Origin of the sequence: Pleomorphovibrio marinus (genome assembly GCF_003347495.1) — a bacterium.
GTDB classification, from domain to species: domain Bacteria; phylum Bacteroidota; class Bacteroidia; order Cytophagales; family Cyclobacteriaceae; genus Pleomorphovibrio; species Pleomorphovibrio marinus.
The window spans coordinates 129,734-143,288 of sequence record NZ_QCXY01000012.1 but is presented as its reverse complement, the minus strand read 5'-3'; the positions used below and the strand labels follow the sequence as shown (position 1 = coordinate 143,288).

Genomic DNA, 13,555 nt, shown 5'->3' with positions numbered 1-13,555 from the left:
TAGAGACAAAACCACTAGAAACAGAAAGCCGGGCTCTTGAAGTCCGGCTTTTTTTATAGGGAGGAGTTTATTCTGAACTTGGCCCTACAGGCGGCACCATTAGGGTCTTTTCTCGGTCTATCATCACGGCACCAGGAGCCGTTCCCTTCACTTTCCTTACATATTTGGCGGGAGTATAGATGACCGCGCAGAGGGTCTCGTTACGGTTTTTGGAATAATAGGCAGCAAGGGAAGCGGCATGTTCCACTACCGTGGAGGGAAAGGTAAGCCCGGAACGGTGCTTCACTAGCACGTGGGAACCGGAAACGTCCTTGGCATGTAGCCAAAGGTCCTCTTTCCATGCATACCTTCTGAGCATTTCGTCATTTGCCTTGGCGGATTTACCGACGAGCACGTCGAAACCCTCAACCGCAAAATGCTTGAAAGGCAGAACCTCCTGAGTGGAGGATTTGGCAGGAAGAAGGTTGCGCTCCTTCACAAAACCCCTTAACTCTTTGAAGTGCTCCAGCCCATCGGCCAACTCAATATCCTGAAGTAGCAGCGACAGGTGAGCTTCTTTACTCGCCAGGTTTTCCTCCAATTGCTTCACTTCTTTCTTCCGGTTTTTGGCTTTGCGATAAAGGTTTTCGGCAAATTTGGCAGGGGAAACGTCCCGTTTTAATTTGACCTCCACTTCTTTATCCTGATAGAAGTCATACAGGGAAACCAGCTCTGCACCCTGTGGGATTTGATGCAAATTGGCCATGATGATATCCGCAAGCTGACCGGGGCTGTTGGAAGTTTCCAAGGCTTCCAATTTCTCGTAGGTTTTCTCAATATATGCCTTTGTTTTTTTGGCCTGCTCATTCAGAAGTTTGAGCAATTGTTTCTTTTCCGTTTCAAAGGACTGCCGCACCACCGCGTACTTATAATAGGTATTGGCAGCGGCTATAGGGTCACCGCTGCTGAAAAGGGACTGCCCACAAGGCAGCAAAGTGAGCCGATAACCCTCCTCTCCTTTGTAGACTGAGAATAGTGGGGATTCCAGCATGTCAAGCACCTCTTGAATAAGCTGAAACCGCTTGGGAAGGTCGGCAGTGAGGTATCCTGCATTCTTGAGCCAGGCTCTGGGAAGCTTTCCCAGGGTAGGGATAAACTGGGCTGCATTGCCTTCAAGAGTCACAAACCGCTCATACCCCAGGTCCAGGTCCCGGGACAAGTCCTCTAACCGTAGGTTAAGGTCTTCCCTGAGCGCATTCCTAAAAAGAAGGTGAGGTGTATCAGCACCGGGTTTAAATAAAAGCAGGTTGCTCCTGCTTCCGTGCATTTTAAAAAGCAATACATGGCCGGAATCAAACTGAAAAGTGAAAGCCCGCTCAAAGGAAAGCAGTTCTATACCCGAGAGCGTTTGGCCCAAGAGCTCAGAAAAAATGTCTACGTTGTTTTTTCGGCTTCTTTTGAAGTCTTCAGGAAAATACAAACAGGTGGAGGCAGGCACTAAATGAGCTACCACATGGAAGGCCCCCCCCTCGTACTTTTCGAATTCCATGACCAGTTCATCCTTGTTTTGCGAGAAACAGGAAGTCACCCTGCCCTTTAGGAGTTTGGGTTCAAGTGCAGGACAGAGAAAACGAAAATAGTGATAATTCAAATGCATGGCTCAAAGCACTACTTGCAATCCGTCATAGGCCAGAAAGACATTCTCAGGTAGCTTGGGCTCAATTTCGTTATGAGTCCCCAATCGGTGGCTGATATGTGTGAAATAAGCCCTCTCAGGTTGGATTTTGTTTACGACATCCAAGGCCTCTTCCAAGGTGAAGTGGGAAATGTGGGGCTTGATTTGCAAGGCGTTGAGTACTAAGATACGGCTTCCCTTGACCTTTTCCAATTCTTTTTCGGAGATGCTGTTGGCATCTGTGATGTAGGTAAAGTCCTCCACCCTGTATCCGAAAACAGGCAGTTTGTGGTGAAAAACCTGTATGGGGCGGAAAAGTATGCCGTTGACAGAAAAAGGCTCGTTGTCAATTTCATGGATATCCACACCAGGGGCACCTGGATATTTGTGGGCTGCAAAAACATAGGAAAACTCCCTTTCCAGTTGGCTTAGCACCGGGGAAGTCCCATAAATTGGGATGTCTTTTTTTTGGCGGAAATTGTAGGGGCGTATGTCATCCATGCCCGCTGTGTGGTCTTTGTGTTCGTGGGTATAGATAATGGCATCCAGGTGTTCAATGTTTTCGCGGAGCATTTGCTGCCTGAAATCCGGTCCTGTGTCAACCACGAAGCTGTGGCCGTTTACCTCCAAATGAATGGAGGACCGGAGGCGCTTGTCCCTGAAGTCTAATGAACTGCATACCTCACAGGAGCAGCCGATAACGGGCACACCTTGAGAAGTACCAGTGCCAAGAAAAGTAATTTTCAAAGCTTAAGTTCGGTTTGTTGTAATTCAATAAGGAAATCCTGGGACTTTTTGTTTGAAAAGGATTTGGGATTAAACTGCAATTCCTTAATGATATCCAAAAGCGCATTGATTTTTCCCTCTTGGGTAAAATACTTGTTGACAATTACAATTTTGGTGCTTTTCAGAATACAGTAGCCGGACTTAAAACTGCCTTTTTCATACCTCAGGTGATAGTCCGATTCGGCAAAGAGATTCTCTATTTTATCCAGGAAGCTTTTGGTGTACTTAATGGCCATTGGCTACTTGAAGGCATGTTTTTTTACGGTGGAAAGTAAAAGGTCATAATCCAGTGGCTTCTGAACATAATCATCCATACCCACTTGGATGAAATCGTCCAAAGTGAAGTTTTTATAATTACCCGTGATGGCAATGATGGGGATGTTTGCTTTTTTCTTATCGGTTAATGCCCTTATGGCCTGCGTGCAGGCAATCCCATCCATCACGGGCATATTAATGTCCATCAGTATCACGTCAAAATCTTCCTTTTGAAGTTTTTCTAGTACCTGTTTGCCATTTTTCACAGGGGTGATCTGAAAATTGTCAAACAACAGCACGTTTTTGGTCAAGTTAATGATCACCGAGCTATCTTCTGCCACCAACACTTTCTTGGTCTCACTCATATCTTTTAAATAGGTTCTTATTGCTTACCCTTTCCTTAAATTCACTCAACGAATTTTCGAGCTTGGTGTAATTTTCATCCATAAGCTCAAAATTTGAATTTTTAACATCCGATTCGTATTTTGAGGATACATTAAAAAGCATTTTGATCCCTAAGGTACCGGAATTCCCTTTAATTATATGAAGTTTCTCCCCAATTTCTGAATATTTCTTTAAAATTACTAAATTTTTTATTTCGTTCACCAAGTTTTCGGTTTCCTCCAGGAAATCATTGTATACCTCCTTGATGTTTTCCAGGGAGTGGTACTTCAGAAGCTGGCTGATCACCAAATGGTCGATAAAGTCATCCTGGCCTGCCAATGGCTCCGAGATGTCGGTAGTCTCCACCTTGTGGTCAAGATGGTGCTGAAGGGTTTCCAATAGGTCTTTGGGCTTTACGGGTTTAGCGATAAAGTCATCAAACCCGGTAGACAAAAAATATTCCCGGTCGGTTTGGTTACTGTAAGCGGAAATGGCAATGATGGGAATATCGGTTAGGTTATCCTCTTTGATGATCTTTAAAGCGGATATCCCGTCCAATTTAGGCATCTGAATGTCCATCAAAACGATGTCAATACCCCCTTGCTTGATTTTGTCAATTGCCTCAAGACCATCCCTGGCAATGTCATGTTGGAAACTATGCCCTATAATATTCTCAAAAACCTTCCGATTCAGCGCATTATCATCTACTATAAGGACTTTTTTGTTTTTCATGCCTAAAATTCATTAATTTCGATTTCATCTCCTAAACAGAAACCACTTAAAATTTGGTTAATCACAAAAACATACTTCTAGTCATATCAGGTCCAACAGCAGTTGGAAAGTCAGATTTATGCATAAAATTAGCCAAAAAATTTAATACTTCTATCATATCCTCAGATAGCAGACAATTTTTTAAGGAAATGAATATAGGTACTTCAAAACCCTCCGAGGAAGAATTGGCTAAAGTGCCCCACTTTTTCATCAATAGCCTTTCGATATTTGAGGGGTATGATGTGCGCAAATTCGAAACAGATGTGATCAATATGCTAAACTGGCTCTTCAAAATGCGCCGAATGGTGATCATGACAGGTGGGTCGGGCCTTTATATTGATGCCGTAACGAAGGGATTGGATGAAATCCCAGCAGTGGAGGAGGTGGTACGGGAGGAACTCAACGTCTTGTACAGGCAAGAGGGGATAGGGGTATTGCAACAAAAGCTGAGTGCGTTGGATCCCGAGTATTACGAAAAAGTGGACCTCCAAAACCCCCAGCGATTGATAAGAGCCCTAGAGGTGACCATAGGGACGGGAAAGCCCTACAGTAGCTACAGGTTGGAAAAACGAGCCAGCAGGCCCTTCAGCGTGATAAAAATAGGGTTAGAGAGGGACAGGGAAGAACTGTACCAACGCGTCAACGAAAGGATGGACGCCATGATTGAGATGGGGCTGTTTGAAGAGGCAGCCAGCCTTTTTCACCTTCGCCATCTGAATGCCTTACAGACAGTGGGCTACAAGGAAATCTTCGACTACATGGCAGGAAAGTACGATAAAGAGGAAGCCATACGCCTATTGAAAAGAAATTCAAGGAGATATGCCAAGAGACAACTAACCTGGCTAAGGCGAGACGGTGAGTATACTTGGTTTCGTCCAGACGAGGAGGACATAATCACCAGCTTTATAGTAGATCAAATGGCCGAATGACCCAAAAGCTGAGCGACAAAGGAATAGGGTTTGGTGTTCCTGAGTTCCTGGTATTGGTGACGGAGCAACTTGGCTTCCTTGATCAACATGCCGGCGCGTTGTAGGTCCTCGGGTGGGGTAGATTGCCCGGTTTCCCTAAGTGCTAGTAGATGTTGCTCCAGCCCTTTTAAGTTGGGGTGAGCCGCATCCACATTTTTACCCGGGAAAAGCAATGCCTCTATTTCCCCCAATATCCTGAAATAAAGTCGCTTTTTACCCTTAAAATGTTGATGAACCACCATCATGAAAAGAAAAACAAACCCTCCCAGGGTGATGAAAATCGGAATGAAGCCCATATCTCAGTATTATACAGATTATATACTCAACATTTCCTGAAGTCTCAGGTAATCGGATTTGAGCGGTTTGTCCTTCGTAATGCAATCTGCAAAGGGGGTATAAACGACAGTATCGTTGATCACACCGGCCATGCAGTTGGATTCCCCCTTTATAAGCCCTTCCACAGCCGCCATCCCGCAGCGGCTTCCCAGCAGCCTGTCCATGGCAGTGGGGTTGCCTCCCCGTTGTATATGGCCAAGTGTGGTGACCTTGAATTCCTTTTCATCCTCCTTGAAGTGTTGCTTCACCTTATTCATGATTTGAGAGGCATCCCCCTCCTCCTCACCTTCAGCTACAATCACAATACTGGAGGTTTTGCTTTTGCGGAGACTCTTGAATGAGCGAACCACATCATCTATGGTGGTTTTCGTCTCGGGTACCAATACCATCTCGGCACCGCCACCTATACCGCATTCAATACCTATATATCCGCTGTCCCTGCCCATGACTTCAATGAAAAAGATCCTGTCATGCGCAGCAGCAGTGTCCCTGATCTTGTCAATGGCTTCCAATGCGGTGTTTACTGCCGTATCGAAACCTATGGTGTAGTCAGTACCATATATATCGTTGTCTATGGTGCCTGGACAACCCAAAATGGGGACACCGAATTCTTCAAAGAATACCTTGGCACCGGTAAAGGTTCCGTCTCCCCCTATGGCCACCAAGCCTTCGATCCCGAATTTTTGCAACTGGTCATAGGCTTTTTTCCGGCCTTCTTTGGTGAGGAATTCCTCGCTACGGGCAGATTTGAGAATGGTGCCTCCACGCTGTACAATATTACTCACCGAGTGAGACTGCATCTTTTTTATATCCCCATTGATCATTCCGTCATACCCATACATGATACTATACACGTCCAACCCGTGATAGATGCCGGTGCGTACTACGGACCTGATGCAGGCATTCATGCCGGGAGAATCACCACCTGAAGTGAAAACTGCTATTTTCTTCATTAGAAACTGAATTTACACGTCCAAGGTTTATACTAAATAGAATAAAAACAAAAGGAACAGGCACTAAACGGCCTGATGTTCCTTGGCTTTTCTGTTTCTCTCATTTTCGTCCAGATAGATTTTCCTCATCCGGATGTTTTTGGGAGTGATCTCCAAGTACTCATCCTTCTGAATGTATTCCATGGCCTCTTCCAGGGAGAATTTTTTGGCAGGTGCAATCCTGGTGTTGTCATCAGACCCAGAAGCCCTCATGTTAGTGAGTTTTTTGCCTTTCTGCACGTTGATCACGATATCGTTGTCACGGTTATGCTCGCCGATCACCTGTCCCCCGTAGAGTTCTTCTCCTGGATCCACAAAGAAGTTGCCCCTGTCCTGCAATTTGTCGATGGCATAGGCGGTACAGGGTCCGCCCTCCATAGAGATCAGAGAGCCGTTGATCCTACCGGGAATGGCACCTTTGAAAGGTTCGTAGGCAGAGAACCTATGGTTCATGATGGCTTCTCCCTGGGTTGCAGTGAGCACATTGTTTCTCAGTCCAATCAACCCCCTAGAGGGTATCTTAAATTCCAAGTGCTGCAGATCACCCTTGGGCTCCATGACCAGAAGTTCGCCCTTACGTTGGGTAGCCAATTCAATCACTTTACCCGAGGTGGTTTCCGGCACATCCACCACCAATGTTTCGATAGGTTCATGCCTTACCCCATCTATGGTCTTGTAAATTACCTGAGGCTGACCCACTTGCAGTTCGTACCCTTCCCGTCTCATGGTCTCAATCAGTACGGACAAGTGAAGAATGCCCCGGCCATATACCAGAAACTTGTCCTCATTGTCTGTAGGCTCCACTCTTAAGGCCAGGTTTTTCTCTGTCTCCTTCATCAACCGATCCCTCAAATGCCTGGAGGTGACAAACTTGCCCTCCTTGCCGAAAAAGGGAGAGTTATTGATGGTGAAAAGCATGTTCATGGTGGGCTCGTCAATGGATATCCTGGGTAGGGCCTCAGGCTTTTCCAGATCCGCCAGGGTATCGCCGATTTCGAAGTCCTCTATACCGGTTACAGCACAGATGTCGCCGGCAGTCACCTCTTCGGCTTTGATTTTCCCAAGCCCCTCAAAGACGTGCAATTCTTTTACTTTCACTTTTTTTATCAGTCCTTCAGCCTTGCAGAGCGAAAGCTGGGCATTTTCCCTGATACTACCCCGTTTCACCCTTCCTATGGCAATACGCCCAACGAAGCTGGAATAGTCCAGGGAAGTGATCTGAAGCTGAAGGCTGCCCTCCTCTATTTTAGGGGCAGGGATGTGTTCTAGAATGGCATCCAGCAAGGGAAGTATGGAATCTGTGGGGTTTTTCCAGTCCGGTCCCATCCAGTTTTGTTTGGCAGAACCATAGAGGGTTTGGAATCCTAGTTGTTCCTCGGTGGCATCTAGGTTAAACATAAGGTCAAACACTGCCTCATGTACCTCGTCTGGGCGACAGTTTTCCTTGTCCACCTTGTTTACCACCACGATGGGGGTCAAACCCAGGGAAAGAGCCTTGCCCAACACAAAGCGTGTTTGGGGCATAGGGCCTTCAAAGGCGTCCACTAGGAGTATGACTCCATCGGCCATTTTAAGCACCCGCTCAACTTCCCCGCCGAAATCGGCGTGACCGGGGGTGTCTATGATATTTATCTTAGTGTCTTTGTATCTTACGGACACATTTTTGGAAAGGATAGTGATCCCTCTTTCCCTTTCCAAGTCGTTGTTGTCCAGGATAAGGTCGTCAAATTGCTGGTTTTCACGAAAGATCTTAGAGACGTGTATGATCTTGTCCACCAGGGTGGTTTTCCCGTGATCTACGTGTGCGATGATCGCAATGTTACGGATACTCTGCATGATGAATTTAAATTAAGGTGCAAAAGTAAGCATAAAATCTCGAACTAAGCAGCGTCCTTAGCATCTTTAACATTTTGTTGATGAAGTAGGGATCACCTACTCAGCCTACATAGGGTCCAACTTATAGAGGCCTTTCCCCATCAAGGCGTGTAAAATCAGTTTCAAAGGTCAAAAGTTTTTCGTATGGCACCCTGCCTATCAAAGCTCCTTCCCGTTGAAGGGGTTGAAGCTGCGCCGGGCCACCTGCATCCCCACGGCCCTGCACACGGTCTTGTCCCCGTACTTGTGGTTGATGTGGTCCAGGGCCTGGTACAGGGAAATGCGTTCTTCGGTATCTTCAAAGAGGTTGATCTGGTAGTTGCCGTGTACCAGCCCGCCGAAGCGTACTCCAATGAGGCGTATGAGCAGGCGGCGCTGGTAAAGCTTCCTGAAGAGCTCCTTGACCACGGGGAGCAGGCTGTGGTCTGCAGACGTGTAGGCCACCCTTTGCTGGGCGGTGTGGGTGTCAAAGTCCGAATACCGGATTTTTACCCCCACCACGGAGGTGAGCTGTTGTTGCTGCCTTAGCTTGGAAGAGAGCTGCTCGGTCATCGCCACCAAGGTGGCTTCCAGCATACGGGTGTCTATGGTGTCCTGCTCGAAGGTGTTTTCCGAGGAGATGGACTTGGCTTCGGAGTAGGCTGTCACCAGAGAGCGGTCTATGCCGTTGGCTTTTTCCCAGATCAGCCGTCCGTTTTTGCCAAAGGCGGATTCCAGCAGGTCCGCAGGCATGTGTTGGAGAGTCTTGATTTTTTTTACCCCCATATTATGGAGGGTCTGGGAGGTTTTCGGCCCTATCATCGGGATCTTTCGTACCGAAAGGGGGGCCAGAAAGGGGCGCTCCTCCCCATGGGGCACCTGCCTTTCGTTGTTGGGCTTGGCCTCTCCGGTGGCTATCTTAGACACGGTCTTGTTGGCCGACAGTCCCAGTGAGATAGGCAGCCCGCTTTCATTCATTATCCGCTGGCGCAGCTCCTTGGCCATTTTGAAGCAGCCGAAGAAGCGATCCATGCCCGTATAGTCCACATAAAACTCGTCTATGGAGGATTTTTCGAAGAGGGGCACGCTTTCTTGTATGATTTGCGTCACCTCTTGGGATTTCTGGCTGTATTTCCCGAAGTCCCCCCTGATGAGCAGTGCCTCCGGGCAAAGCTGCCTTGCCGTACGCATGGGCATGGCCGAGTGTATGCCAAACCGCCTGGCCTCGTAGCTGCAGGAAGCCACTACGCCCCTGTCGCTGGACCCGCCTATCAGTATGGGCTTGTCGTTGAGCCGCTTGTCATACAGCCGCTCTACCGACACAAAAAACGTATCCAAATCCAAGTGTACGATGTTTCGTTCTGCTTCCATCTTGCTCAATCCTTTCTCTCCCCGTGTTGGTGTCCGGTATAATGTTGGTTTTTTCCTTAATGTTTATTTAATAAACATTTTTTGGTTAAAAATATAAACATTATTTTTTATATTTACGACAAGTTCGTCAAAAAAGACAGTATGCATGTACACGCCAACATCAAGTTTCTCCGCAAACGAAAGGGGGTGACCCAAGCCATGATGGCCGAGGCAGTGGGTATCAGCAGGTCTAAGCTGGCCGGGTATGAGCTGAACGTAAACCCTCCTTTAGAGACGGTGATTGTCATTTCTGAGTATTTGGAGGTGTCGGTAGACTTGTTGCTTAAGGAAAATCTTTCCGCCTATTCTCCCCACAGGCTGGGGGAGGTACTGGAGACCAACCGTTTTCTCAGGGGCAGGGATTTGAGGGTGCTTGCCACCACGGTGGACGCGGAGGGGAAGGAGTTTATAGAAGTGGTTTCCCAGCGGGCAAAGGCCAGCTACTTGGCTGGTTTTTCGGATCCGGATTTTATCGGTGACCTTCCCCGCTTTTCCCTGCCCTTTCTGCCTGCCGATAAGAAGCACCGTGTGTTTCAGGTAGATGGGGATAGTATGGAGCCCATTCCCGATGGGGCATGGATTGTCTGTTCCTATTTGGAAGACTGGATGGCCATCAGGGATGGCGAAAAATACGTGATTGTGACCGGGCAGGATGGCGTCACGTTTAAATTGGCCTATAACCTGATCGCCGAGCAGCGGAAGTTGTTGCTTTGTTCCTCGAATCCCGCCTACAGGCCTTTTGAGGTGTGTGTGGAGGATATAAGGGAAGTGTGGAAGTACCGCATGATGATGATGTGAGCGGGAAGCAGTTGTTTGAACTTTGAGTTAATTTTAGCGTTATGAGGATATGGAGGATACGATGGTCATGAATTCGCCCCTTGGCAATGTACGCCTGCGTGCCCTTGATGGGTACCTTTTGTCTGTGCAGTTCACCGAAGACGCGGAAGACCCGGGTAACCACGACCTTCTGCTTTTGGACGTGAAATCCCAACTGCAGGCCTACTTCCGTGGTGCACTTAAGGTCTTTGACATTCCTGTGGGCCTGGGGGGAACGACTTTTCAGCGACAGGTTTGGCTGGAAGTGAACAAGGTGCCTTATGGGCAAACGGTGTCCTACCAAAAAGTGGCCTGTTCCCTCCGAAAGCCAGAGGCAGTACGGGCTGTAGGAGCTGCCAATGGAGCAAACCCCTTGCTGATGGTGATCCCCTGTCACCGGGTAATTGCCAATACCGGAGAACTCACCGGCTACGCGGGCGGGCTGTGGCGCAAGCTTAAGCTCCTACAGATGGAGGCTAGGGATCAGCCTGGAAGGCAGTACAGCCTGGGTTTTTGAGACAAATCAAGGGTTGTCCGTTCTTCCTTTTTCCTTATTTTTGTTCCATGGACGCAACTCCGCTCATCCTTCCCTATTCTCATGAATTGGCGCCTTATTTCCTGTCGGTAAACCGGCAATGGATTGAGCACTATTTTTTTCTGGAGCCTTTTGACAAGGAGCAGTTGGAGCAGCCTCATGAAAGCATCATTGCCAAAGGAGGACAGGTCTGGTTTGCCAAATGGCAGGACGAGGTGGTGGGGACTGTTGCCGTGAAGAAAGTGAACGTCCATACCTTCGAACTTATAAAAATGGGGGTGCTCCCGCATGTTCGGGGTAAGAAGATAGGGTTTAACCTGGGCATGGAGGCATTGGGGTGGGCAAAGGAGCAAGGAGCCGATAGGGTGGTACTCTACACCAATTCCATACTCAGTACAGCCATTCACCTTTACCGGAAAATGGGGTTTTGTGAAGTGCCCATAGAGCCAGGCAAGTACAGGCGCTGTGACGTGAAGATGCAGGTGGCCTTGTAGTTTTTTATTTCCCGCTTGCAGGTCATTAAAATCCTTTCTACTTTTGCAGACCTAAAATCACTGCGCACGTGGTGAAACTGGTAGACACGCCATCTTGAGGGGGTGGTGCCTTCGGGTGTGGAAGTTCGAATCTTCTCGTGCGCACTTGGCCTTTCTTCATTTCTGGGAGAAAGGCTTTTTTGTGTCTTTTTTTTGTAAATATCTCCCTTTTTCTTACATGATTTTAAGCTTTGTGAGACTTTGCATTTTTTTTGATGCAGGTATTGCTAAACTATTTTGTCATAAACTCTTGTTCAGATGAAGAAGTTATCTCAAAAAAAAGTAGCCATCATCACCGAGGATGGATTTGAAGAGGTTGAATTGACCAGCCCCAGGGAAGCCTTGCTAAATGAAGGAGCCCTGGTGCATGTCGTTTCTCCAAAAAAGGACCATGTGACCAGTTGGAAAGATAATAACTGGGGGACATCATTTTCTGTGGACAGGCATGTGTCGGAAGCAAGGGCGACGGACTATGATGCCGTTGTGATTCCCGGAGGGACTATTAACCCTGACCGGCTGCGCAGGTGTAGGATGTCGGTAGATTTCATTACCGACTTTTTCAAACAGGGCAAACCAGTGGCTGCCATTTGTCATGGCCCCCAGGTGTTGATCGAAACTGACACCATTGAAGGGAGGGAGCTTACCTCTTTTCATTCCATCAAGACCGACCTTATCAATGCAGGGGCGATCTGGGTAGACGAGGCTTGCGTGTGTGAGCAGGGGCTGGTGACGTCCAGAACCCCAGATGATTTACCTGCATTTAACCGGAAACTCATTGAAGAAATCAAGGAAGGAATACACCAAAAACAGAAAATTGTCTAATCATCCCCCTGCCTTTTTGCAGGTCGAAAAGATGGCGCTGCCTCCATTCTCCGGAGTGTGGCTAATCCTTCTATGTGCTTTTTTCCTTCATGCCTGTAATGGCTTCAGGGTGGACAAAGTGCTTAAAAAGCGCACTCCTTATGAGTCCTATTTGGATGCTTTGGAAGATTCCCCCCTCCAAAATTCCAGCATGGTCAGGGCATGGAGGGAGGCGGGGGAAATCAATGGGGACTCTTTGCAGGTTGATTTGCCGCATTCGGAACACTTCTATTTTGACCCTCAGCGTCCCTCTGCTGTATTTGTGCACTTCTTTGCCAGGGAAGGAGAGGAGATATTGGTCTCCGGAGAGGCGCTTCCACCAAACCTACCGTATTTTATGGATGTGTTTGCCTGGGAAGGGGATAGCTACAAACGCTTAGTCTCAACGGACAGTACCCAAAGGGTCAGTTATGCCGTCAAACAACCTGGAAAGCAGGTGCTCCGCATACAACCGGAGCTGTTGGTAGGTGGCGTGGTACAGATTAAAGTGGAGACCCGGGGCTTGCTGGCTTTTCCCATTCCAGATAAAACAAGTGCCAATATTGGCAGTTTTTGGGGAGATCCCAGGGATGGTGGGGGAAGAAGGCATGAAGGGGTGGATGTTTTTGCCCCTAGGGGAACTCCCGTCCTGGCCGCATCGGACGGGAGGGTAAGGAGAGTGGGAACCAACCGGCTTGGCGGAAAGGTGGTGTGGCTTTATGACCCTGACTTAAATCACTCCCAGTACTATGCCCATTTGGACAGTCAGGCTGTTCGACTTGGTCAACGAATCGCCCAAGGAGACACCTTGGGGTTCGTGGGGAATACTGGCAACGCTATTACCACCCCTCCCCATTTGCACTTTGGAATTTACCGTTCTGGCCGTGGCGCAGTAGACCCCCTCCCTTTTTTGAGTCCGTTTAACCCAGCCCCTGATAGGCCGGTGGAGGATGCCGAAACTTTGGAGGCCCACGCTTTGGTAAGCGTTGATAAAGCCAACCTTCGCGCTTCTCCCAACCTTCAGGGGGACAGATTGGCCAGTTTGGAGAGGCACACCCCGCTGAAGGTGCTTGGAAAATCTGGGGATTGGCTGAGGGTCGTTCTTCCCGATAGAAGTGAGGGGTTTATTTTCGGGGGGTTGCTGGATATGCACCCCGAACCCCTCGATGAAGTGGTGCTTGGGGCAGAGGATGGCATTCAATTGGAATGGGATTGGCCTTATAGAGTGTCTGGTGAACTGGTACAGGGCACTGCAAGAGTACTTGGTGAATACCAAGGCCGGGTTTTTATTTCCACATATACAGGTATTCAGGGGTGGTTGGTGAATTGATTATTCGTTTTTACTTATTTGCTTGTGGAGTAAGAATTATTATTCTTTTTTTGGTTTAGCCGATGGTTTTAATTTTGTTTCTTAAATTGTG

At 47.9% G+C, this 13,555-nt stretch carries 15 protein-coding genes and 1 tRNA gene; 7 read left to right on the top strand and 9 right to left on the bottom strand.

Translation table 11 applies throughout. From position 1 onward, the window contains the following. Window positions 1-67 precede the first annotated feature (67 nt). From DB520_RS23245 to DB520_RS23225, 5 genes are read right to left on the bottom strand one after another with little or no spacing between them, the layout of a single operon-like run. Window positions 68-1,636, bottom strand: coding sequence for an NFACT RNA binding domain-containing protein (locus tag DB520_RS23245; protein ID WP_114752175.1), 1,569 nt, complete (start codon window positions 1,634-1,636; stop codon window positions 68-70). Window positions 1,637-1,639: 3 nt separating this feature from the next. Beyond that, window positions 1,640-2,401, bottom strand: a complete 762-nt coding sequence (locus DB520_RS23240) for an MBL fold metallo-hydrolase (RefSeq protein ID WP_114752174.1) — start codon at window positions 2,399-2,401, stop codon at window positions 1,640-1,642. Next, entirely contained in the window at window positions 2,398-2,676 is a 279-nt protein-coding gene (locus DB520_RS23235; RefSeq protein WP_114752173.1) for a hypothetical protein, read from the bottom strand. Before DB520_RS23235 ends, DB520_RS23240 begins: the two co-directional genes overlap by 4 nt. A gap of 3 nt (window positions 2,677-2,679) precedes the next feature. Then, entirely contained in the window at window positions 2,680-3,060 is a 381-nt protein-coding gene (locus tag DB520_RS23230; RefSeq protein ID WP_114752172.1) for a response regulator, read from the bottom strand. Next, a complete protein-coding gene (locus DB520_RS23225) occupies window positions 3,053-3,811 on the bottom strand; it encodes an Hpt domain-containing response regulator (RefSeq protein ID WP_114752171.1) in 759 nt (252 codons plus the stop codon). The genes DB520_RS23230 and DB520_RS23225 overlap by 8 nt, the downstream gene beginning before the upstream one ends. 53 nt (window positions 3,812-3,864) lie before the next feature. Between DB520_RS23225 and miaA the strand changes: the two genes are divergently transcribed. Next, window positions 3,865-4,779 (top strand): tRNA (adenosine(37)-N6)-dimethylallyltransferase MiaA, encoded by a 915-nt coding sequence (gene miaA / locus DB520_RS23220; RefSeq protein WP_114752170.1) that lies wholly within the window; start codon window positions 3,865-3,867, stop codon window positions 4,777-4,779. Here miaA and DB520_RS23215 read toward each other — a convergent pair. The 4 genes from DB520_RS23215 to dinB all read right to left on the bottom strand — a co-directional run bounded on the left by DB520_RS23215 (window position 4,764) and on the right by dinB (window position 9,371). Then, window positions 4,764-5,114, bottom strand: coding sequence for a hypothetical protein (locus tag DB520_RS23215; protein ID WP_114752169.1), 351 nt, complete (start codon window positions 5,112-5,114; stop codon window positions 4,764-4,766). The genes miaA and DB520_RS23215 overlap by 16 nt on opposite strands. Before the next feature lie 18 nt (window positions 5,115-5,132). After that, complete coding sequence (gene pfkA, locus DB520_RS23210; protein ID WP_114752168.1) at window positions 5,133-6,107, bottom strand: 6-phosphofructokinase; 975 nt, start codon at window positions 6,105-6,107, stop codon at window positions 5,133-5,135. A 63-nt stretch (window positions 6,108-6,170) separates the two neighbouring features. Further along, the gene (gene typA, locus DB520_RS23205) at window positions 6,171-7,982 is read right to left on the bottom strand and encodes a translational GTPase TypA (protein WP_114752167.1); all 1,812 of its coding nucleotides are present in this window, start codon (window positions 7,980-7,982) and stop codon (window positions 6,171-6,173) included. A 198-nt stretch (window positions 7,983-8,180) separates the two neighbouring features. Then, complete coding sequence (dinB, locus tag DB520_RS23200) at window positions 8,181-9,371, bottom strand: DNA polymerase IV (protein WP_114752244.1); 1,191 nt, start codon at window positions 9,369-9,371, stop codon at window positions 8,181-8,183. A 141-nt stretch (window positions 9,372-9,512) separates the two neighbouring features. On the opposite strand from dinB, the gene DB520_RS23195 reads away from it, so the two are divergent. The 6 genes from DB520_RS23195 to DB520_RS23170 all read left to right on the top strand — a co-directional run bounded on the left by DB520_RS23195 (window position 9,513) and on the right by DB520_RS23170 (window position 13,464). Further along, complete coding sequence (locus tag DB520_RS23195) at window positions 9,513-10,208, top strand: XRE family transcriptional regulator (RefSeq protein WP_114752243.1); 696 nt, start codon at window positions 9,513-9,515, stop codon at window positions 10,206-10,208. Window positions 10,209-10,257: 49 nt separating this feature from the next. Then, window positions 10,258-10,743: a methylated-DNA--[protein]-cysteine S-methyltransferase gene (locus tag DB520_RS23190; RefSeq protein WP_114752166.1), complete on the top strand. Its 486-nt coding sequence runs from the start codon at window positions 10,258-10,260 to the stop codon at window positions 10,741-10,743. Between the two features lie 47 nt (window positions 10,744-10,790). Next, window positions 10,791-11,255 (top strand): GNAT family N-acetyltransferase, encoded by a 465-nt coding sequence (locus DB520_RS23185; protein ID WP_114752165.1) that lies wholly within the window; start codon window positions 10,791-10,793, stop codon window positions 11,253-11,255. A gap of 62 nt (window positions 11,256-11,317) precedes the next feature. Further along, window positions 11,318-11,399: transfer RNA gene (locus DB520_RS23180), tRNA-Leu, on the top strand. Window positions 11,400-11,552: 153 nt separating this feature from the next. Then, window positions 11,553-12,116 (top strand): type 1 glutamine amidotransferase domain-containing protein, encoded by a 564-nt coding sequence (locus DB520_RS23175; RefSeq protein WP_114752164.1) that lies wholly within the window; start codon window positions 11,553-11,555, stop codon window positions 12,114-12,116. Next, complete coding sequence (locus tag DB520_RS23170; RefSeq protein WP_198675434.1) at window positions 12,070-13,464, top strand: M23 family metallopeptidase; 1,395 nt, start codon at window positions 12,070-12,072, stop codon at window positions 13,462-13,464. The genes DB520_RS23175 and DB520_RS23170 overlap by 47 nt, the downstream gene beginning before the upstream one ends. Window positions 13,465-13,555: the final 91 nt, after the last annotated feature.

What these genes read in the sequence shown, in the direction of transcription:
- DB520_RS23245 (WP_114752175.1), bottom strand. Translation starts at nt 1,636, where the DNA reads ATGCATTTGAATTATCACTATTTTCGTTTTCTCTGTCCTGCACTTGAA.
- DB520_RS23235 (WP_114752173.1), bottom strand. Translation starts at nt 2,676, where the DNA reads ATGGCCATTAAGTACACCAAAAGCTTCCTGGATAAAATAGAGAATCTC.
- DB520_RS23230 (WP_114752172.1), bottom strand. Translation starts at nt 3,060, where the DNA reads ATGAGTGAGACCAAGAAAGTGTTGGTGGCAGAAGATAGCTCGGTGATC.
- DB520_RS23225 (WP_114752171.1), bottom strand. Translation starts at nt 3,811, where the DNA reads ATGAAAAACAAAAAAGTCCTTATAGTAGATGATAATGCGCTGAATCGG.
- DB520_RS23215 (WP_114752169.1), bottom strand. Translation starts at nt 5,114, where the DNA reads ATGGGCTTCATTCCGATTTTCATCACCCTGGGAGGGTTTGTTTTTCTT.
- pfkA (WP_114752168.1), bottom strand. Translation starts at nt 6,107, where the DNA reads ATGAAGAAAATAGCAGTTTTCACTTCAGGTGGTGATTCTCCCGGCATG.
- typA (WP_114752167.1), bottom strand. Translation starts at nt 7,982, where the DNA reads ATGCAGAGTATCCGTAACATTGCGATCATCGCACACGTAGATCACGGG.
- dinB (WP_114752244.1), bottom strand. Translation starts at nt 9,371, where the DNA reads ATGGAAGCAGAACGAAACATCGTACACTTGGATTTGGATACGTTTTTT.
- DB520_RS23195 (WP_114752243.1), top strand. Translation starts at nt 9,513, where the DNA reads ATGCATGTACACGCCAACATCAAGTTTCTCCGCAAACGAAAGGGGGTG.
- DB520_RS23190 (WP_114752166.1), top strand. Translation starts at nt 10,258, where the DNA reads ATGGAGGATACGATGGTCATGAATTCGCCCCTTGGCAATGTACGCCTG.
- DB520_RS23185 (WP_114752165.1), top strand. Translation starts at nt 10,791, where the DNA reads ATGGACGCAACTCCGCTCATCCTTCCCTATTCTCATGAATTGGCGCCT.
- DB520_RS23175 (WP_114752164.1), top strand. Translation starts at nt 11,553, where the DNA reads ATGAAGAAGTTATCTCAAAAAAAAGTAGCCATCATCACCGAGGATGGA.